A 20,475-nucleotide genomic window follows, 5' to 3' on the forward strand; every position below is an offset into this window, starting at 1 on the left:
TCATGAGTGAGTCATGAACTCTCCCGTTCAGCTTCTTTTGTCTGAAGAACCCTGTCATTTTGTAGTTTTTTGAAGTTTTTTAGCTTAAAGACGAAACAATCAAAGCCTGAGAAAGAGATGTGACGCATTCAGAGCGTTCCAACCTATAGAGGAGGACCAGAATGTTGAAACCAGGAAGGAAACTATTCAGCACTTTTAGTTGGCTGACCTGCGGTGTTTTACTCGCTGGTGGTGCTATTGCCACCCTTCGTCCCGTAGCCGCCAACAGTGCAGCGCGGAGTTCGCTGCCTGAAGCAGCTCCGATGGTTCAGCAAGTAGCTCCATTGGAGTTTTTTCCCGTTCCCGAAACCGGAGCGGTGACATTTCGCGCCCAGACCGCCAAAGGCCCCGACTTTTACTTACTTGATGGCCGAGATTTGCCAGAGGGGAGTTCAGTCGAGGCGTTCCGGGCTTCATACAGCACTTCAGCCCAACCGCTGGCCATGATCACGGCTGACATCAATGGTGATGGCAGCACTGATATTTTGACCAGTTATGGTGCCTCTGACAGCCAGGGATTTCTGACGTTCCGGGCACAGGATGGCCAGGGCCAATTTTCAGAAACCAAAGTTTCATCCCTGTCATCCAACACCCCAATCGCTTTTCGGGTTGGGGATTTTAACGCTGACGGGCTGGCTGATTTGGCGGTGGTGAATGCCACGACCAACAAGCTCTCCCTGGTGGCTGGTGATGGCCAGGGGAACTTCAGCGCATTGACGGACCTTTCGGTTGGCAATGCGTCAACTGCTCTGGCCGTGACCGATCTCAATCATAGCGGTCTGCCAGGGATTGTGGTTGGCGATGCCTCAGGTGAAATTCGGGTGATTGCCCGCAAAGACACCTCCTTTACCTATGAAGCCACTGAAGCTCAGGTATTGAAGGCTGGCGCCGGAGTGGTGGCGATTGAAGCCGCCGATCTGAATGCTGACCAACACACTGATCTGGTTGTCGCCACCAAAGCTGGTGTCGAAATCTGGGTGGGCGATGGAGACGGGAATTTTTCACGCAAAACCACGCTGGCTTCGAGCGAAGCGCTTTCAGCCCTGGCCGTGCGTGATCTGAACCTGGATGTGCACGCTGATATCGTTGCGGCCACTGTCAACGGTACGGTCAATGTCTGGACCAATCAAAAAGGGTCCGGGTTTGGCACCGCCTATACCTTCAAGCCCGCCAGCAGTGCGGCAACCGTGAAAATTGACTGGATGGACACCGATGCCTATCCAGACATTATCGTGGTTGATAGTGCCAACAGCCAGGTTGCGGTTTCCTTGAGCCGCAATGGCCGGTCATTTGGCCAAACAGCGACCTACAAAGTGGATTCAAATCCAGTTGATGTCGCCATCGGACGGTTTGACATTGACGCGGTCAGCGATATGGTGGTCGCCAGGCGCGGCCAGAATACACAGACCGTTTCGTTTACCTATGGTCCACAACAGGTCCAAAACGACACGATTTTTGTGACTGACCTGCGTGGTCTTTTGAATATCCCTGTCAATGGCACGATGGCCGACATTTCGAGCCGGGTGACTAACAACCTCCCGGTGACGTTCCTGGATGCCATGATTGCCGCCAACAACGACCCAGGACCGGAAGTGATTGCCTTCCGGGTGGGTGAAGATACTTCTCTGGGGATTCCTCCAGGACTGGCCGGAAGCAATCTCCGCGAACCTCCGGTACTCAACCAGAGCATTGTGTTCCCCAACACGATCATCGTTGGAACCACTGGTGAACGGTTGTACAACGTCAATTTGGTGAACACTGTGGGCGTGACGGGCTTGACCAGCCTCACTCTGACGGCCCCCAATGGAAACGGCACCACGATTCGTGGTGAAAACCTGGCTGGAACAACCACCCGCGGAAACGGCGGTCTGCCACGAGTTTTGGGCAGCACGACTGAAACCGCCGTGGCCAATATCAATAAGGTTGGCCCAGACATCCGCATCGTGGGTGACAATCTGTTCAACACCGGGTTTGAAGTTGGTGCTTCAACCTGCCGGTTTGAAAGTCTGATTATTGCCGGTTTTAACCGCTTTGGCTCACAGGGCGGTGTCGGCGCCTCAGCGATTGAACTCAATGGTGTCGGCTCTCAAAGCAACACCATTTCAAACTGCTACCTCGGTGCGCTCGACCTTTTTGGCTCGTCCAACTTCCTGAATGCCGATGGTGATTTGACCATTTCAAATGGTTCATTTACCAACACGCCACAAGCGGGTGGTACTCCAGGAGTGAATGATGCCGACGTCTTTCGACTCGGGAACCGACGCGGGGTACGCATCAATGGGGCGGGGAATACCACCGTCACCAGTGTGAGTGCCTCAGGCCAATCAGGCCGGACGATTATTTCCGGAAACCACGATCACGGGATTTTGGTTGAAGGCGGCAGCGCCTCAAACCAGATCACCAACAACTTCATCGGGGTTCTCCGCAATGGGGCCACCCCATTTGGAAACGGTTTTGAACCGAATCCAAGCTCTGGTTCAGCCGGCATCGAGTTGCGAAACAATGCCACCGGCAACACCATTTCAGGCAACACGATTTCCTGCAGCGGTGTGAACGGAAACAATGGATTTGTCGCTGACACCGTGAACGGTATTTTGTACACGGCTCAGGGGAATAATGCTGGACCAAGCCGCAACACCATTCAAAACAACTTGATTGGTTTGCAAGCGAGCGGCATCAACGTGCCGTTGTTTACCTCGCTGGTCCCCGCCCGGAACACCGGATCAGGGATTTTGTTTGAAACCTCCTCGACATTTAACACCATCACCAACAACACCGTATCGGCCAACGTGGTGCATGGGATTTTCATTCGGGATCTGGGAACAAACAGCAACACCGTCACCAATAACCGGGTTGGAACGGATTCAACTGGCCGATTGACCAACGGTGGTGACCCAACCACCAACAATCGTGGCAACCAGCAAAACGGAATCGTGGTCTCTGACCAGGCTTCATTGAACACACTTGACGGAAACACGGTTTCCAACAACCTGATTGACGGTGTGGCCGTGGTGGATACCTACTTTGTGGCTGGCCACCCATTCCCCGGAAATCAGGGGACAGATGGAAACCAGATTATCAATAACCGGATTGGCACTGACAGTTCAGCCACCACTACGGCGCTTGGCGCGGTGCTTTCCAACGGTCGTCACGGGATTGCCCTCGGTCTTGGCCCAGGTGGTCAGGACGGTAACGTTCAATTGAACCTCTTCCGGCGCAATCTGATTTTCTTCAATGGCATTGCCCCAGTCCCAAGTGGCGATGGCATCAACATTGACGGCGACAACTGCGACCTCAACACCATTACCGAATGCTCAATCGTGGGCAACGGTATTCGTGGCATCCGCATTGTCACCAACCAGATCGGGAATCCGCGCGAAGGTCCACGCGGTGTTTCTGGCGCCAATTCATTTGCCCACGAAAAATACACCGTGACGGCGGATGATGATGGAACTTCAGAACTGGCGGATGCTCCGGCGAGCCCACCTGCGGTTCCAGTGAGCCAGCCACGGGCCGCCATCAAGGTGAAATCAGCCTTGTTAAACGGTAACTCCTTGCAGGTTGTCGGCGAATTGGGTCGCAACTATGTTTCAGGTGCAAACCAGTTCACGGTTGAAGTCTATGCGTCGAGCACCACCTCGGTTCCAGGTGCGGGCAACAATTCAGCCGGTATCACGCAGCGCTTCCTTGGTACAACCACCGTGGCCGCGACCGTGACTCCATCAACCTGGTCATTGACCACCACGGGCGCTCAGATCGGTGACGTGATCACCGCGACCCTGCGCAGCCCAGGTGGGGCAACCTCGGAAATCTCAGTTGCCAAACTGGTTGATCAAGGACCAGCCCAGGGAACACCATCCTTCTCGCTGAATCTGGTGAATGCTGGACCACCACTGACCTTGACCCCAATTTCAGGTCTGGACTTTGGTGACGTGCCGATCAATACCACCAAACAGGCAACGGTTCGCTTGTTGAGCACAGGCACGTTGGGCGCCCCGATTACCGTCAGCGCCATTACCTTAACCAATCCAGGCGGCAGTCCGGCGCAATTTATTTTGCAGCCTCTGACCACCTCCTTGCCGGTGACCTTGCCGCCAACCACGGAATTGACGGGTTCACCAGGCTCCTTTGTTGACTTTGCAGTCACGGCGGCACCGACCACCATTGGTGTCAAAAACGGCGAAGTCACCCTCACCATTACCACCACCCTCAATCAAAACTTTGTCCTGCCGTTGCGAGTCAATGGAACAGGTCAGGCCATCTCGACCAATCCAGGCAATGGTGCCACTCTCAACTTTGGAAGCATTACCGTGGGTGAAACCAGCGGAGTCCAAACCGTTACCGTAACCAACACCGGCGCGGCGCCGTTGACGGTTTCGCTGACATTGGCAGGCATTGATTTCATCTATGACAATGGCTTTAGCCCAAGCATCGGAGCGATTAACCCGAATGGAGCGGTCACGATCCCATTGCGCTTTAGACCAACCACAACTGGCCAGCGAACTGGGACCTTGAGCATTGCGCATAATGCTCCAAATACCGCTTCTCCAATTGTGATTAATCTGGTCGGCGTTGGCCTTGCACCACCTGCACCACTTTTGGGTAGTGTGACGATTAACGGTGTGCCGATTGGCAGCGTGATTGACTTCGGCAATGTGGCCGTCGGTGATCAGTCATGCCGTCAGTTGGTCGTTACCAACACCGGTAACTCAACCCTGGTCTTTAATGCCACGGTTCAAGGCAATGGATTTAGCGGTGGAACGGGTAACCAGCAGGTGCCAGGTGGTGCCTCCGGTACCTTCCAAATCTGCTTTACACCACCAACCACTGGCGACTTTACTGGATCGTTGGTGATTGCTTCCAATGCGGACAATAATCCAACGGTAACTGCCAGTCTGACGGGCCGCGGCGTTGCACCCGCAATTTCGCTCAACCCAACCCAAATCCAGTTTGGTAGCATAGCCGTCAATCAGACCTCAACCCAGGCGGTGTCAATCACCAACACTGGAAACGCGGTGTTGAACGTGACCAGCATCATCGTGAATGGACAGGGCTTCCAGGCTCAGGGCGTACCAGGAACACCGTTCCAGTTACAGCCCGGATCTTCACAGTCCTTCCAGATTGCCTTTACACCAACTTCCACTGGAGCCTTTAGTGGAACCCTGACCGTGACCAGCAATGCCCGAAACGCGACTGCAGTGACGGCAAGCCTGTCAGGTTCAGGTGGTGACAACATCAGCCCAACCGTATCGGTGAGCGACCCACGTTCCGGTCAGGCATTTGCTTCTGGTACGCGGACAACGGTTCGGTTCTCCGCCAACGACAATGTCGGTGTCACTGGCATTGACGTGTTCTTCTCAGACGGTGGGTCCTTCAGCCTGGTCGCTGCCGGGCTCTCTGGTGGAACAACTGCCTTTGACCTGAGCTTTAGCCAGTCAGTCAATACCACCAATGCGCGTGTTCGGGTGACCGCTCGCGACGCAGCCGGTAACAGTGGCAGCGCTGAAACTGGAAACTTCACCGTTGGGCCAGCCCCAATTGTGATTGGTCCAAAGGTCAAGGTGAGTGGCAAACTGAGAATCGAAGGCGGTGGCTCAAACATCGCGTTGAGCGGTGCGGTTCTCTTGATCAATGGTGCTGATGCCGGACAATTGCTGATTCTCAAGTCCAGCAAGAACCGGTTTATCACCTCCAGCCCGGTGACTTCACAAATTCCACGGGGCGCGACAGTTCAACTTTCAATTCGTAACCCGAATGGAGTGGTTGGACCAGCCGTAGCGTTTTCACGTCCGTAAAAAAACAGCAACACCGTGAGCTTTCCGGCTGGGATGAAGATTCTTCATCCCAGCCGTTTCTTTTTTAGGGAGTCGGATGGAAATATCATACCATCAGGGTTCAGGGTTCAGGGTTCAGGGTTCAGAGCCAGATACTCCACGTTGAGTGGTACCCGCCAGTTCCCCAGTCTTCATCTTGAGTGGGATCAGTCAACTCATCGCCGAACCAGTCTTCATCTTGAGTGGGATCAGTCAACTCATCGCCGAAACCCTGAACCCCGAACCCTGAACCCGATTTCAGTGGGATTTTATTTTCTTCTGGGTCCCTTAGAAGCAGGATTGAGAGCCATTCCTCATCCTTCATCCCTCATCCCTTGAAAGAACCCCGAACCCTGATATCAACTCACATGGTCACATGGCAAAATAGTGATATTCAAGCTCGTTGATCAATCGCCGAACTGATCCTGCTCCAAGCCACAACCAGGTGGCCGCACCACAAACCAACCCGCACACCGCAAATTCAAAGCCAAACAAGTTGCTAAGAAAATAGCTTATGACGAGATTGATGGCGAATCCCCAGCTCAAAGGCCATAACACGGCTGAAGGTTGTGAAAAACTAAACAGTATCAAGCCTTGAAACAAAGCCAGCGCCAAACACCCATATCCAAATGTTCCAAGCAAGGCAATGCCGCGCACAATTGGGGCTTGAGCTGCGGAAGCCGTGAGCAACACCCAGATTGAATCCGGGAGGCTCCACACCAAAAGGAGGATCACGGCAACCAGACTCCCTAATCCAAATAAAAACCGTAAGTACTGGTTGTAAACCTGTTTATGAAAATTTCCTTGCAGAAGGTCTACCTGACCTGCCTGGTCAAAAACTCCTTGAGTAAATCGGAAGGCACATACCTCGACCCATCCAACCAGGAGAAAGAAAAGCAGTAATGCCAGATCAATACCAAGTTGATATTCGGGGTGGGCCACAAAGGGAGTTCCAAATCCAAAAGACACCACGGTTCCAGCAAGCCAGCGGTCTGTAAACAAAAAGGCAAAATACCCGCACCCAACCCAAAAATACGGAACCAGCAAGTACCCAAGGACCACTGGATCGGGAAAGGCTGCCAGTGGTTCTTGCACATTCAGGGCTGGTAATGCCCGGCGTGCCATCCAGGCAGTGCTGAGACCAGCCACAACCATCGAAGCGGTTTGCGCGGTTAATACTGGTACTGTGGTCAAAAGAACAAGCCCCAAATACACCCCGACGGAGATGGAAAATACCCCGGCAATGGCAGGTGTTGGGGTACAGACCGTCAAAATTCCACAACTCAGCCACAAAACACTGAGCAATCCAAAACTTATTGCACAGAGCACCAGTGTCTGATCCGGCAGCCAGTTTGAATAAAACCCACCTAATAAACCGGCACAGGCTACAATTCCTGAAACCAGAAGTCCCAGACGAAAGACTCGCACTAGAAAGACTCGTTCCAGTGCTGGTTCTTTCATGCCCTGATAAAACAACCCTCGGCGAGCCATGATTTGTAAAAACCCGCCATTCACAATCAGGCTCAGCATAATCGAAATAGATACAGCGGCGGCAGCCTCCGGCGTCAGTTTCCGTTCGGGAGAAAGCTCCAAACCAACGCCTCGTTCACTGAAAAACAATAAGAGCCAGGGCAGTGCATAGGCCAGGGACCGGGAAAAGCGGATCCCGTCAGCTTTGAATCTACTGTACCAGGTCGGCGGTAATCTTGAAGGCTGGGGCGGATTGTCTCCCGAGATCAGGCTGGGAAAGAGGTCTCGTGCCAGCGCAAAGATAGATTCCCTCGCAAAGTGTTCCTGAATCAGAACATCGGAATATCCAAGTGATTCAAGACGAGCGGCTGTTTCCCACTCATCAATAGGCGGGCCGCCCAGTGTCAGCAACTCTTTCTGGAGCTGTTCCCAACTTTCAGGAGTGATTGTTCGGCGCTCAAGAGAACTTCCGACTGGAAGCAACCGCTGCCGAAGGGGTAATAATTTTGAAGGGTCGGGCAGAGATGGCATGTCGGGTGACTGGTGTTGGGTGACTGGTGCTTATACCAGTTTGTAGTCAGTATTGGCTTCCAAATGGGTATAGCTTGGGTGCCGGGTTGGGAGGGATGTCACTGTTTTTTGCACTGTTTGATAGAGCGGATCAACCGGCATCTGGTCGCCTGCCTGGCCCAGATATTCCTGAACAAGCTTCGCCAGTGGCCGGTAAATTCCCAGCAACGTACCGCCAATATCGAAAAAAATCCATTCTGCCGAGAGGTGTGAGTGGTTCATGGCCCTTTAGCGAAATAGTGAAATAGCGAAATATAGCTTCTCAGAAAAAGATTTCCGTTCAGAGTAACGCCTTCAGGCGTGAGGTTTGCCGGGTGGGACGAACGATAAAACCCTCTCGTCTAAAGATGATACTCTAAACCTTTTTCTGAAGAGCTATTTCGCTCATTCCCCAATATGGTATGCTGCAAGTCATTCCCGCGTAATGCTTTTCTTTCAGGAGTACTTCAAAGGTTATGGTTCATCGCAAAAATACCTTGCTGGTCGTGGTGTGTCTGGCATTGATCGGTTGGGTTGTTCTGGTATCAGTTTTCAGTCAGGAGCCAGTCAGTCAGGCTGGGGGTGGGGCCGCTTCGTCTTCGACCACTTCGTTAATTGATTTTTTCCCACAAATTTCAAAACCAACACTTTCAGGGATCAAACCGAAAAATCCCAAAAAAGGAGTGGTGACTTCAGAAGCAACTTCATCATTTGTGAATGAAGTGAATATCAACCGGTATGTCGGCTATATCAAGGAATTGGCTGACTTTAAGTCCCGTTATAGCACATCTCCGGGGTGCGATGCTGCGGCAAACTACCTGATGAAGCACTTTTCGAGTCTTGGTTTTAAAACTGAACTCCAACCTTTTCCGATTGGACCGCGTCGGGCATCCAATGTGATTGCGACCTTGCCTGGAACGGCTGACAAAGAGGCCAAAGGAGCCTTTCTGGTGTTTGGGGCGCATTACGATTCGATTTCGCGGGATTCCGACCCACTCGTGACAGCGCCAGGGGCCGAAGATAATGCCAGCGGTACGGCGGCCTTGATGGAACTGGCCACGCTCTTTCACGATCATCCACCGCGGACAACGGTGGTTCTGGTCGCTTTTGCCGGTGAAGAAGAAGGTCTGATTGGAAGCACCGCCTATGTTGACTCGCTTCGGACAAGTGGCAGTGACAAACGAATGCAGGCGGCGTTGATTATGGACATGATCGGTTACACCAAAGATGCCGACCTCGATATTTTGTTTGAGACCAGTTCCAAATTTGAATCAATTGCGGCATTACCAACCAGTTTGGCCGCGGAGTTTACCAGGCTTCGGACTGAAACATCGCTGCGACCATTTGGGAGCGACCATGTGCCGTTTTTGAATGAAGATCTGCCAGCCTTTCTGGTGATTGAAAATGACTGGGATGCTTACCCGGCCTATCATCGGTCGTCGGATGTCCCGGCCAATATTTCAAATGACATGGCCGGTGAATCCATGAAGCTGGTCGCTGCCTGGGCGTACAAAATGGCCAACGAACGGATGTTAATCCCTGTCATTTCAACGATTTCCTACAAAAATAGCGCCCTGGTCGTCAAGGGTGAGAACTTTCAACGCGATGCCCAGATCGAGATTGATGACCAGCCTCTGGGACGCATTAAAGTGGCCCAGCCTGACGCGGCGGGAAGTGCAACCTATAAGCAGCTCAAGTCCAAAGATTCGCGCCTGACTTCACTTTTGCCTGAAGGAAAAGTGGTGACGATTACCGTCCTCAACCCACAAACGGGAACACGTTCGACACCATTTTCCTTTGAGCGAAAATGAATTGAATGAAGAATGTGGTTAGTGGTTAGTGGTTAGTGGTTAGAAATCAATACTTTCAAAGAAGAACCAGTACCCAATCACTAATCACTCTCCACCCAGGCGAATTACCAAAATTTTACCCAAATATTAGCCTGTTGCTTACCAAAAGACTGCCTTCACACCTGTTTTTGGGTCCTTTTGGTCCTTATGTTTTTACCTCACCATCCCCTGGACGCCCCATGACAACACGTTCCAAAAAAACACAACCTGAATCTGACCAGTCAAAAGCGAGTGATGGTGTGTTTGAACTGGTCTATGGCTGGGTGGTGCAGATTCCTTCCGGGCGGGTGATGACGTATGGGCAAATTTCGCGGTTGATTGACGAGCGCCTGTCCGCCGTTGGCGTCGGCTGGGCTTTAAAAGCCTGTCCGTATGACGAACGGCGCATCCCCTGGCATCGCGTCATCAACGCTCAAGGAACAATCAGTACGCGCCGGGTTTTGCTTGGCGCCCCGAATCTGCAGCAGGAATTACTCGAATCAGAAGGCGTTGAATTTGATACTTCTGGGAAACTTGACCTGCAAAAATACCAATGGTTTCCAGATGACAAACCCTCAGCATCAGAAAGCGAGTCCCCCAATGCTTGAAGTCGTCCTCAAACGATTTGACCATCCGGATGAGGTTCGGATGTTTGAAAAAGGAAAGTTTGAACTCGTGACCATCGGCGGCATCACCATTGGCCGGGCAACCTATGAGCCTGGCTGGAAATGGTCCGAACATGTTGCGCCGCTGGCGGGAACTCCGTTTTGCAATGTCGAACACGTTGGACTGGTTGTGTCTGGAACGGCAACCGCCGCGATGCAGGGCGGGGAAGTTCACCAGTTAACGCCCGGAACACTCTTCTATATTCCATCAACGCCACACGATAGCTGGGTGGTCGGTGATGAGCCGTATGTCTCGCTTCATTTTCTGGGAGCGGGGCAGTACACCAAATGATGGGCTGAGGGCCTGGGGCTGGGTACAGATTCAGAAGTGTCGAGCAAGAAACTATGACTGACACAAAAAACACGAAAAACACAAAAATATGGCTCAAGAAGAAGCAAAAGACTGGTTCAATCGTCATCCAGGAGCCTTGCTGGCTGGAAATCGCTTTGACACGCGAGCTGAGATTTTCAGCTATCTCAACGAGCTGTACCGGGCAGGCGCCGAACAGGTTCTGATTGATTTGGATGAGGTGGTGCGACCTGATACTGCCGAACCTGCTGCCCCGGCACTGACGGTGGTCCTCCCCGCCGACCCAGAAAAACGGTTGCGGATATTTGAGCTGTTTCATCAGGAAGCTGAACAGTTTGGACAAGATTTTGGCGGTGATGATGGTCAGTTTCGAGAAATGACCCGAGCCGAGGCCGAAGAATTAGGCGATCCATCGCTGGAAGGTGAACTGATCTATATTGATGACCCACTGGCAGATACCAGGCAACCAACGCTTCTTTTTTTGGTGGGATTAAAAAAGCGTCTTATGCAATACCAATGCTGTTTTTGTAAGAACGGGATTGAAGAAGGTGTGAAGATACATAATCCGCTTGACCCTTGTGCACTGATCATTGTTGCAAACATTGATCAGTCACGCCCAAACCAAAAAGAACAAGAACTATACTGTCACTTTGATTGTCTGCGCAAAGTGTTGAACAATGACAACTTGCTCTATATCAGAGACCCAGAGTTCTCAACGATTGGTGATGTTACATCCGAAGACTGCGAGGATGAGTCAGATGAAGACCCTTAACTTCCCTTGCGGAAAGGTCGGTTTTCGCCCGGATGGGCGCCGGAAAGTAGCCGGTGGGAAGCCTGCTTTGAGGCGCACCCACCGGAATATGGGCGCAGCATGCATGGTTCGCGCCCGGATGGGCACTGGACCAAAGTTTCAAGCGGGTCAGTGAACACTGCGATACCAGACCGAACCAATCTTCCAGCGCCCATCCGGGCGCGAGACGGGGCTGGGCAGTGAACCGGTGGTAGCGCCCAAAGCTGCGCGACCACCGGCTACTCTCCATCGCCCTCCGGGCGGGGGCTGTCAAGCTCAAGTGACCTTTCCGCAACGGAGTCTCAATAATCTTATTCTTCCGGCGTCAGTCCTGCTGCTCGCAATTGAGCTAACAGGCGTTCAGTTCGTTGACGTTCTCGTTCAAGTTGTTGGGAAACCTCAGTGAAACTCTTAAATGGGCTTCCATCCGGGTGGAAAAGCTTGATTTGATTTGACTCAGTTTCAAACCGAATACCCAGACGTGGGCTGATCCACTGGTGAAGGGATTCAATTGCGTGCAGCCGGTCATCACGGCGAATCCATCCACTGGCATCCATGTGACCAGGGTCAATCAGATAGTATTCTTCGACTCCGTGAATATCATAAAACTCAAGTTTTTGAGCCATTTCGGAAAGCCGATTTCCAGGTGACAACACCTCAAAAACTACCTGCGGCGCAATCCCGTTTTCGTTCCATTGAAGGTATGAACCTCGCCTCCCTTTAGGCCGTCCGAAGACAATCATCGCATCAGGTGCCACCCGACATTTATTGTTATTTTCGACCGGGTACCACAACAAATCGCCAGCAACAAACACATTTGGATCCGTGGCGAACTGAAATTCCAGACCTTCTTTAATTTTAACAATCCATTCAAATTGTTCAGTGTTGTCTGCCATGCGATTGCCATCGCTTTCCGGATAAATCACCTCAATGTGGGTTTGGGGATGGATAACAGTTGACATATCCGGCTCCTTTCTTTCGATGTGTGACAGGAAGCGTTATTATGATGACTGAGTAATTATTTTGCAATCGTAATCGGGGTTTTCATTGGGCAGGCAAGCCACAACTCTTCAATCTCTTCATTTTCAACCGCAATACAACCCCAGGTCCAGTCACAACTTGACCCATGCCCGTGAACTCCGACTTCGCCGCCAAGCGGCGTGTTCCACGGCGGACGTTCCTGTTTGGTTTGGGCGTCAACAATGGCGTCGTGTTGTTCCTGTGTAATCAAGCCTGAAGCCAGACCGCGTTGAGCATCCTCCTTGTTGGGGTAGCTCACGCCCAGAAACAAATGAAACTTGCTTTGTTCATTGCGGGTGCAGACATAAAATTTGCCTTCTGGAGTTCGGAAATCGCCTTCCCGCTCTTTGTCTGCGACTGGAGACGACCCTAATCCGACCTTGTAAGATTTGACGAGTTTTTGCTCAGCCCAGAGCTCAATCCGGCGAGTACCTTTAAAGATTTTGATTTCAGGGTTTTGAAGCGGGTAGGTGACCTGGGCTGTGTGGGCGGCGTCTCGGAGTCGAATTTCGGCAGCGGAAAGTTCGGTTCGAGTGGGATTCATGGCCGGAGGTTTTGACGTGCTACAGGCTGAAGAGAGAAAAAACAAACCACCCAGTATGGAGCGAATCGCGAGTAGTGAGTAGCGAGTAGTAAGTCGCAAAATCCAGGTCTTTTTTTCCATGAGTTGATTGCTTCTCATCTTTGACTTTTTGGATTGGCTACTTCGCTACTTCGCTACTTCGCTACCTTGCTCAATTAAAGACATTCAACCGCGAGCGCGACCGCATTGCCTCCGCCAAGGCAGAGGGAAGCGACACCACGTTTGGCACCACGGTCTTTCAGGGCGTGCAACAGTGTGACCAGCACACGGGCACCGCTGGCACCAATCGGGTGACCGAGAGCAACCGCACCGCCGTTGACATTAACTTTGGCTGGATCGGCGCCGATTTCACGAGTGACGGCGACAGCCTGGGCGGAAAATGCTTCGTTGAGTTCAAACAAATCCACGTCATCGAGCTTCCAGCCAGCTTTGGCAATCACTTTTTTCACGGCTTCGACCGGGGCCATCATGACCAGTTTCGGATCAACACCGCTCATGGCCTGGGCGACAATGCGCGCCATCGGCGCCCGACCAAGTGCTGTGGCCTGGTGTTCTGATGTGACGACAACGGCGGCGCCGCCGTCATTGATGCTGGAGGCATTGCCGGCGGTAACGCTTCCATCCTTTTTGAAGGCCGGTCTGAGTTTGACCAGACTGCTGGCGGTGGTGTCGGCGCGTGGGCCTTCGTCGGCGCTAAACACAATCGGATCGCCTTTTTTCTGCTGAATTGAGACTGTTTGAATTTCGGTTGTGAACTTCCCGGCGCTGGCGGCAGCGACGGCTTTGGCGTGTGAACTGGCGGCAAAATTGTCCTGGTCTTCGCGGGTGACGCTATAATGCTCGGCGACATATTCACCGGTATTGCCCATGTGCCAGTTGTCAAAGGCGCACCACAACCCATCCTGGATCATGGAATCAATGATTTCACCGTGTCCCAGGCGGTAGCCATCGCGGGCCCGCTGGAGAAGGTATGGAGCATTGGTCATGGATTCCATCCCGCCGGCAACCACAAACTGGGCGTCTCCAGCTTGAATGGACTGCGCTGCGAGCATCACCGAACGCAGCCCGGAACCGCAGACCTGATTGACGGTTAACGCGGCGACCGTGGTCGGACATCCGGCGCCGAGTGCTGCCTGACGAGCCGGGTTCTGACCCAACCCAGCCTGGAGCACATTGCCCATGACGACTTCGTCAACCTGGGCGGCATCAATGCCAGCCCGTTCAATGGCGGCACGGACTGCCAGTGCGCCTAATTCCGGCGCGCGAAATGATTTAAGACTTCCTTGAAACTTGCCGATTGGCAAACGAACTGCACTTAGAATGACTGGATAACTCATATGATGTTGGTACCTCTGGATGATTTGAGTCCATAGTCAGTAGTCAGTAGTTGATGAGTCAGTAGTCAGTAGTTGATGAGTCAGTGGTCAGTAGTCAGTAGACAAAACCCGGATCGTTGAATCCGTGGAATTCTTAAAAAGAATTGTTTCTAAATAACTCAAATCGAACCAAATAAGCTTGACACAGGTTCCAGGACTCCAACACTCGACTACTGACTACTGACTACTGACTACTGACTACTGACTACTGACTACTGACTACTGACTACTGACTACTGACTACTGACTACTGACTACTGACTACTGACGAATTATCTACACCACTGTCCCATCTGGAACAACAGCGCATTTCGGGATGATGATGATGCCATCCCGGATGACGTAATTTTCAGCCGTGGCTTCCTGAACGCCTTTGTCATTTAACAACTGGACGTTATTTCCAATGCGGGCATCCTTGTCAATGATGGCTCGCTTGATGGTACAGTTGTGACCAATGCCGATATTTGGCTGGTTGGTTTCTTTATTGCGGCGCATTTCATCAATTGATTCATAATCATCCGCACCCATCATCAACACATGGTCGAGCCGGGAGCCGCTTTCAATGCGGCTGCGGATTCCAACCACGGAGCGTCGGATGATGGCTTCGTTGATGATGCAGCCTTCACAGATAATGGAGTCATGCGTTTGAGCATTGCGAATCTTGGTGCCAGGCAGAAACCGTGGCCGGGTGTAGATTTGCTTGCGGGTGTCAAAGAAATTGAAGCGGGGCAACACATCGGTGAGTTCGATATTGGCCCGGAAAAAGGCTCCAATCGTTCCGATGTCTTCCCAATACCCTTTGAACAGATAACTGCTCACTTTATAGTTATGAATTGCTGTTGGAATCACCTCGCGGCCAAAGTCAATTCGATCCTGCTGGTTGAGCAAGTCTTCGAGCACCTGCATGTTGAACACGTAAATCCCCATGGAGGCCAGATAGGGCCGCAATTCAGCTTCTTCGGGTGACAGTCCCATCAGTTCCGTATTGACGCGCATGCTTTCCAGCGCCTCACCTTTGGGTTTTTCCTTGAACTCGACGATTTTTCCGGTGTCGTCAACTTTGAGCAGGCCAAATTCCGAGGCTTCTTCAGGCGGCACCGCCGTCACTGAAACCGTCACATCAGCGTTGGCGTCCCAATGGGCATTGATGAATTTGGAATAATCCATTTTGTACAGGTGGTCACCCGACAAAATGATGATGGTGTCAGCCCCGACATCTTTGATATGACGGAAGTTCTGCCGAACGGCATCCGCCGTGCCTTGAAACCAGTGCGGGTTGTCAGGGGTTTGTTCGGCGGCCAGAATATCCACAAACCCCGAGGAAAACTGACTGAAGCGAAAGGTTCGGGCAATGTGGCGATTGAGTGAAGCCGAGTTAAATTGCGTCAGGATGTAGATTTTGATGATTCCAGAATTGATGCAATTACTTACCGGTATATCAATTAAGCGATACTTCCCGCCAAGCGGAACGGCGGGTTTTGATCGTTCGTGGGTGAGAGGAAAGAGCCGCGTTCCTTGACCGCCTCCCAAAATCACAGCCAGTACATTGTCCATAGAGAAGAGATGCCTCCAGAAAAAAGATGCGTGGATTCGTGAACGGAGCTTGGGTATTGTTGGAAAAACTGAGACGCTCACCTGATCGGATGATTGGGCTGCATCCTTTACCATTCGCCTTTACCTGTCAAGGAAAAGAACAGAAATGCTGACACTTGCCACACCACTTGCGGAGTTGCACCTGTACCTGCCGCGTGTCGGGAAAAAAACAGCCACCAAACTGGCTACGGAAGTGGCTGAACTCCTGGAAATGACGGATCTGGCTGACCCGACGGTTGAGGATTTGTTGTACTACCTGCCGTTTCGCTATGAAGACCGCGCCCAGTTGATGAGCAGCAAAAACCTGGCTGATGGAATGAAGGCGGCCCTCGAAGTCGAACTGACGACCACGGAATATGCCCCCATTCGAACCAAAACCGGGCGGGCGCTTTCGATTTTTCAAATCACGGGCCTGGATTCGGCTGGTCGCTTACGCGCCATGTGGTGGAATCAGCCATATTTGACCAATGTCTTTGAAAAGGGGCAACGGGTGGTTTTCTACGGCGAATGGAAATACTCAAACCGGCACAATTGCTTTCAAATCGAAAATCCAGAGTATGAAATTTTGAATGAGACGTCGGACACCGCAAGCGAATTTGACGATGCCGGAACGATTCACACTGGACGGCGAGTGCCGATTTACCGCAAGCTGGGATCGTTTCGAACCCGGGCCCTGCGCACGATCATGTTTCGCATGCTGGAACAGCTCACCGAAGCTGGCGAGGAGTGGGTGCCAGAATCATTGATGCAGCGCTATGGTTTTCCATCCCGGCTGGATGCCTTTCGGCAGGTTCACTTTCCAGCGATGGATCACTGGCTTGATGAGTATCAGTGTGGTCGTTCAAAGGCTCACGCCCGGTTGGCGACTGAAGAATTCTTGCTCCTGGCTGTGGCGCTCAACCGCCGCCGACTGGCCCTGCGCGAGACGACAAAAGGCACGGCGATGACGGTCAATGACCACATTCGCGAGGCGGTTCGGCGAGTATTGCCTTTTAAACCAACCAATGCCCAAAAACGGGTGATTCGGGAAATTGTGCTCGATATGACCTCGCCGCACCCAATGAATCGGCTGCTGCAAGGCGATGTCGGCGCTGGGAAAACGATGGTGGCGCTCCAGGCCATGATGGTGGCCATTGAAAACGGCTACCAGGTGGCGATGATGGCGCCGACGGAAATCCTGGTCGAGCAGCATGCTTTGAATTTGAAACGCTATCTCAAAGACACCAGCTATCGGGTTGAAAGTTTGACGGGCCGGTTAAAGCCAAAAGAAAAACTGGCGCTCCGCGAAACGATTGCCGGCGGGGAAGTTGATCTGGTGATTGGGACTCAGGCGCTGATCCAGGAAAGTACCCGGTTTGCCCGCCTGGGACTGGTCGTGATTGATGAACAGCACCGGTTTGGCGTGATTCAACGGACGGCGCTTTCACAACGCGGTCTGCAGCCGGATGTCCTGGTGATGACGGCAACGCCCATTCCACGTTCGCTGGCCATGACAGCCTATGGCGATCTGGACATTTCCGTGCTCGATGAACTTCCACCAGGGCGGCAGCCGATCCGGACAGCCATCCGTACCAATGCGGAACGTGAAAAGGTCTACGCTTTTCTGCGGCGGGAAGCGGCTGAAGGGCGTCAGGTCTATATTGTGTTTCCACTGGTTGAAGAGTCTGAAAAGATGGATCTCAAGGCTGCCACCCAGGCGGCTGAAGAATTACAAACCGAGATTTTTCCAACGCTCAAAATTGGGCTGCTCCACGGAAAAATGAAATCAGTGGAAAAAGAAGCCGTGATGACTGCCTTTTCCGCCGGGGAAACCCAAATTCTGGTCTCAACCACCGTGATTGAAGTCGGCATTGACGTGCCGAATTCGTCAGTCATGGTCATTGAGCATCCCGAACGGTTTGGGCTGGCTCAGTTGCACCAGCTTCGAGGGCGAATTGGACGTGGGGCGGCCAAATCCTATTGTATTTTGATGCTGGCGCCGAAAACCTCCCAGGAGGCCCGAGACCGGCTGGAATTGTTTGCTGCTTCAAGCGACGGGTTTGTGATTGCCGAAAAAGACCTTGAACTGCGCGGCCCCGGCGAGGTATTCGGCACCCGACAGTCCGGTGTTCCACTCTTTCGGGTTGGAAATATCGTGCGTGACCGCGACTGGCTGGAAACCGCCCAGCAAACGGCGCGTGATCTGATGCGCGAGCATCCGCATTCACGTGAAGTGCTGCGACTGGTTGAGCTTTCCCAGCTTCGTTATCCCCAGGCGGAGCAGCAGTTGCATTGACCGCTTGGTTACCAGTTTTCGCCCTGCGGGCGATAGCCGTCAGTCTTCAGCCCCCAGCCCTGGTTTTTCAGCCCAATGTTTTCAGCCCTGGACGCCTTCCCGCCCCACAAGGTATCATTGCCGTTTTCCCATTTTCTTATCCAGATTAGACGCAAAGGAAGAGTATGTTGGACCATTTAGGAGACTTAAAACGCTCCCACTATTGTGGGGAACTGCGCAAAGAACACGTTGGCCAGCGGGTAACACTCATGGGGTGGGTGACCCGCCGCCGTGATCACGGACCACTCACGTTTGTTGATCTTCGCGACCGCGAAGGGTTTGTTCAGGTCGTGTTTAATGAGGACCGTGAGGGTGGCGCCGCCCATGCGAAGGCCAAAAATGTACGCAATGAATATGTGATTGCCGTCAGCGGCGAAGTCGTGCTGCGTTCCCCGGACCGGATCAATCCAAAAATTGTGACCGGCGAACTCGAAGTCCAGGTTGATGCGCTCTTTATTTTAAATGATGCGAAAACGCCTCCGATTCCGCTGGATGAAGACAAAGGCGCGGCCAGTGCTTCTGAAGATTTGCGGCTGAAATATCGCTATCTGGATCTACGCCGGCCCAGCCTCCAGGCCAACATCCGGTTGCGCCACAAGATCACTTCGGCAATTCGTAGTTATATGGATCGTCAGGGGTTCCTTGAAATTGAAACCCCATGTTTGATTCGTTCGACACCAGAAGGCGCCCGCGATTTTATCGTTCCGAGTCGTCTACACGCCGGCGAATTTTACGCCCTGCCACAGTCGCCACAGTTGTTCAAGCAGTTGTTGATGATCAGCGGGTTTGATCGGTACTTTCAGATTGTGCGCTGCTTCCGGGATGAAGACCTGCGGGCTGACCGGCAACCGGAATTTACCCAGCTTGACGTGGAAATGTCATTTCCACAGATGGAAACTGTGTTTGAAGCGATGGAAGGGCTGATGGCTGAATTGTGCGCGATCAATGGAATTCCGCTTTCGTTGCCAATTCCTCGGATGACCTATGACGAAGCCATGCGACGTTATGGCTCGGATAAACCTGACACCCGATTTGGCATGGAGCTGATTGATCTGGCACAAACGGTTGAAGGCACAGACTTTGTCCCGTACAAAGCGGCACTCCAGCAGGGTGGGCACGTCAAAGCCATCACCGTCAAAGGCCGGGCTGATTATTCACGCAAAGCGATTGATACCTTTACCGAGTGGCTGCGCAAAGATTTCAAAGCCGGTGGGTTGGGCTATATCAAAGTGCTGGCCGAAGGGCCGAATTCGCCGCTGACCAAAGGGCTTGGCGAAGAACTCATCAACCGGATCGTGGCTGCGGCTGGTGCCGAAACCGGTGACATGGTGTTTATCGTGGCTGGCAATGCCGGTACGGTGGCCGCCGCGTTGAGCGCCTTGCGGTTGGAAATCGGCAAACAGGAAAAACTCTATGATCCAAAACAGTATAACCTGTTGTGGGTGACAGAGTTCCCAATGTTTGAATTCAACGGTGAAGATGGTCGCTGGTACGCGATGCACCATCCGTTTACCTCGCCACGTGACGAAGACCTGCACCTGCTCGATGAGGAAGACGCCGATTTGAGCATAATGCGGGCCAAAGCCTATGATCTGGTGATGAATGGAGTCGAAGTCGGCGGAGGCTCAATCAGAATCCATCGTCAGGACGTACAGCAGAAAATCTTTAAAACGCTTGGATTTACGGATGAAGACGCCCGCCGCCGGTTTGGGTTCTTTATGGATGCCCTGAGCTATGGTACACCGCCACACGGAGGCATCGCCCTTGGTCTGGACCGGCTGGTGATGCTCTTTGCCAATGAACCGTCTATCCGCGAGGTGATGGCTTTCCCCAAGACAGCCAGTGCTTCGGACCTGATGTGCGAATCACCCAGCACGGTTGATCCCGCTCAACTCAAGGAATTGCGGTTGAAGATTGATCGTTAATTTTTTGCCAGATATCGTGCCTGCTGCGGAAGTTTTGGTTTCAACCCGTGAAACCCATTTTTGCAGCAGGTTTTGTTTTTGGCACAGATCATTTCACGAGGGGCGGATGAGAAAGACAAAAGGGACCGAAAGGACGAAAATTCAAAAACCCTGAACCCTGAGTCCTGATTTCCAAACCCTGAACCCCGAACCCCGAACC

At 52.5% G+C, this 20,475-nt stretch carries 14 protein-coding genes; 8 read left to right on the top strand and 6 right to left on the bottom strand.

The window, feature by feature from the left end; translation table 11 throughout:
- Positions 1–161: 161 nt before the first annotated feature.
- Positions 162–5,834, top strand: coding sequence for a choice-of-anchor D domain-containing protein (locus tag HY774_26560; GenBank protein MBI4752066.1), 5,673 nt, complete (start codon positions 162–164; stop codon positions 5,832–5,834).
- 390 nt (positions 5,835–6,224) lie between these two features.
- Here HY774_26560 and HY774_26565 read toward each other — a convergent pair whose 3' ends face one another.
- Both HY774_26565 and HY774_26570 read right to left on the bottom strand, forming a co-directional pair.
- Positions 6,225–7,853 (bottom strand): hypothetical protein, encoded by a 1,629-nt coding sequence (locus HY774_26565; GenBank protein ID MBI4752067.1) that lies wholly within the window; start codon positions 7,851–7,853, stop codon positions 6,225–6,227.
- Positions 7,854–7,883: 30 nt separating this feature from the next.
- The gene (locus tag HY774_26570; GenBank protein MBI4752068.1) at positions 7,884–8,114 is read right to left on the bottom strand and encodes a hypothetical protein; all 231 of its coding nucleotides are present in this window, start codon (positions 8,112–8,114) and stop codon (positions 7,884–7,886) included.
- Positions 8,115–8,347: 233 nt separating this feature from the next.
- On the opposite strand from HY774_26570, the gene HY774_26575 reads away from it, so the two are divergent.
- The 5 genes from HY774_26575 to HY774_26595 all read left to right on the top strand — a co-directional run bounded on the left by HY774_26575 (position 8,348) and on the right by HY774_26595 (position 11,669).
- Complete coding sequence (locus HY774_26575; GenBank protein MBI4752069.1) at positions 8,348–9,682, top strand: M20/M25/M40 family metallo-hydrolase; 1,335 nt, start codon at positions 8,348–8,350, stop codon at positions 9,680–9,682.
- Between the two features lie 218 nt (positions 9,683–9,900).
- Positions 9,901–10,308 (top strand): MGMT family protein, encoded by a 408-nt coding sequence (locus tag HY774_26580; protein ID MBI4752070.1) that lies wholly within the window; start codon positions 9,901–9,903, stop codon positions 10,306–10,308.
- Positions 10,301–10,657 (top strand): cupin domain-containing protein, encoded by a 357-nt coding sequence (locus tag HY774_26585; GenBank protein MBI4752071.1) that lies wholly within the window; start codon positions 10,301–10,303, stop codon positions 10,655–10,657. The genes HY774_26580 and HY774_26585 overlap by 8 nt, the downstream gene beginning before the upstream one ends.
- Positions 10,658–10,745: 88 nt before the next feature.
- Entirely contained in the window at positions 10,746–11,447 is a 702-nt protein-coding gene (locus tag HY774_26590; protein ID MBI4752072.1) for a hypothetical protein, read from the top strand.
- 6 nt (positions 11,448–11,453) lie between these two features.
- Complete coding sequence (locus HY774_26595; protein MBI4752073.1) at positions 11,454–11,669, top strand: hypothetical protein; 216 nt, start codon at positions 11,454–11,456, stop codon at positions 11,667–11,669.
- Positions 11,670–11,776: 107 nt separating this feature from the next.
- Here the strand turns inward: HY774_26595 and HY774_26600 are convergent, their stop codons facing one another.
- The 4 genes from HY774_26600 to HY774_26615 form a co-directional block, all read right to left on the bottom strand.
- The gene (locus HY774_26600) at positions 11,777–12,427 is read right to left on the bottom strand and encodes a Uma2 family endonuclease (protein MBI4752074.1); all 651 of its coding nucleotides are present in this window, start codon (positions 12,425–12,427) and stop codon (positions 11,777–11,779) included.
- A gap of 56 nt (positions 12,428–12,483) precedes the next feature.
- Positions 12,484–13,149 (bottom strand): L,D-transpeptidase family protein, encoded by a 666-nt coding sequence (locus HY774_26605; GenBank protein MBI4752075.1) that lies wholly within the window; start codon positions 13,147–13,149, stop codon positions 12,484–12,486.
- A gap of 74 nt (positions 13,150–13,223) precedes the next feature.
- The gene (locus tag HY774_26610; protein ID MBI4752076.1) at positions 13,224–14,405 is read right to left on the bottom strand and encodes an acetyl-CoA C-acetyltransferase; all 1,182 of its coding nucleotides are present in this window, start codon (positions 14,403–14,405) and stop codon (positions 13,224–13,226) included.
- A gap of 315 nt (positions 14,406–14,720) precedes the next feature.
- Positions 14,721–15,998 (bottom strand): glucose-1-phosphate adenylyltransferase, encoded by a 1,278-nt coding sequence (locus HY774_26615; GenBank protein MBI4752077.1) that lies wholly within the window; start codon positions 15,996–15,998, stop codon positions 14,721–14,723.
- 145 nt (positions 15,999–16,143) lie between these two features.
- Between HY774_26615 and recG the strand changes: the two genes are divergently transcribed.
- Positions 16,144–18,312 carry an ATP-dependent DNA helicase RecG gene (gene recG, locus HY774_26620; protein ID MBI4752078.1) on the top strand — a complete coding sequence of 723 codons (2,169 nt, stop codon included), beginning with the start codon at positions 16,144–16,146 and terminating at the stop codon, positions 18,310–18,312.
- A gap of 164 nt (positions 18,313–18,476) precedes the next feature.
- Positions 18,477–20,276: an aspartate--tRNA ligase gene (aspS, locus tag HY774_26625; GenBank protein ID MBI4752079.1), complete on the top strand. Its 1,800-nt coding sequence runs from the start codon at positions 18,477–18,479 to the stop codon at positions 20,274–20,276.
- Positions 20,277–20,475 lie beyond the last annotated feature (199 nt).

The sequence above is a fragment of the Acidobacteriota bacterium genome (assembly GCA_016208495.1).
GTDB lineage: Bacteria > Acidobacteriota > Blastocatellia > Chloracidobacteriales > Chloracidobacteriaceae > JACQXX01.

Coding starts and splice junctions, on each gene's coding strand:
- HY774_26560 (MBI4752066.1), top strand. CDS start 162: ATGTTGAAACCAGGAAGGAAACTATTCAGCACTTTTAGTTGGCTGACC.
- HY774_26565 (MBI4752067.1), bottom strand. CDS start 7,853: ATGCCATCTCTGCCCGACCCTTCAAAATTATTACCCCTTCGGCAGCGG.
- HY774_26570 (MBI4752068.1), bottom strand. CDS start 8,114: ATGAACCACTCACACCTCTCGGCAGAATGGATTTTTTTCGATATTGGC.
- HY774_26575 (MBI4752069.1), top strand. CDS start 8,348: ATGGTTCATCGCAAAAATACCTTGCTGGTCGTGGTGTGTCTGGCATTG.
- HY774_26580 (MBI4752070.1), top strand. CDS start 9,901: ATGACAACACGTTCCAAAAAAACACAACCTGAATCTGACCAGTCAAAA.
- HY774_26585 (MBI4752071.1), top strand. CDS start 10,301: ATGCTTGAAGTCGTCCTCAAACGATTTGACCATCCGGATGAGGTTCGG.
- HY774_26590 (MBI4752072.1), top strand. CDS start 10,746: ATGGCTCAAGAAGAAGCAAAAGACTGGTTCAATCGTCATCCAGGAGCC.
- HY774_26600 (MBI4752074.1), bottom strand. CDS start 12,427: ATGTCAACTGTTATCCATCCCCAAACCCACATTGAGGTGATTTATCCG.
- HY774_26605 (MBI4752075.1), bottom strand. CDS start 13,149: ATGGAAAAAAAGACCTGGATTTTGCGACTTACTACTCGCTACTCACTA.
- HY774_26610 (MBI4752076.1), bottom strand. CDS start 14,405: ATGAGTTATCCAGTCATTCTAAGTGCAGTTCGTTTGCCAATCGGCAAG.
- HY774_26615 (MBI4752077.1), bottom strand. CDS start 15,998: ATGGACAATGTACTGGCTGTGATTTTGGGAGGCGGTCAAGGAACGCGG.
- recG (MBI4752078.1), top strand. CDS start 16,144: ATGCTGACACTTGCCACACCACTTGCGGAGTTGCACCTGTACCTGCCG.
- aspS (MBI4752079.1), top strand. CDS start 18,477: ATGTTGGACCATTTAGGAGACTTAAAACGCTCCCACTATTGTGGGGAA.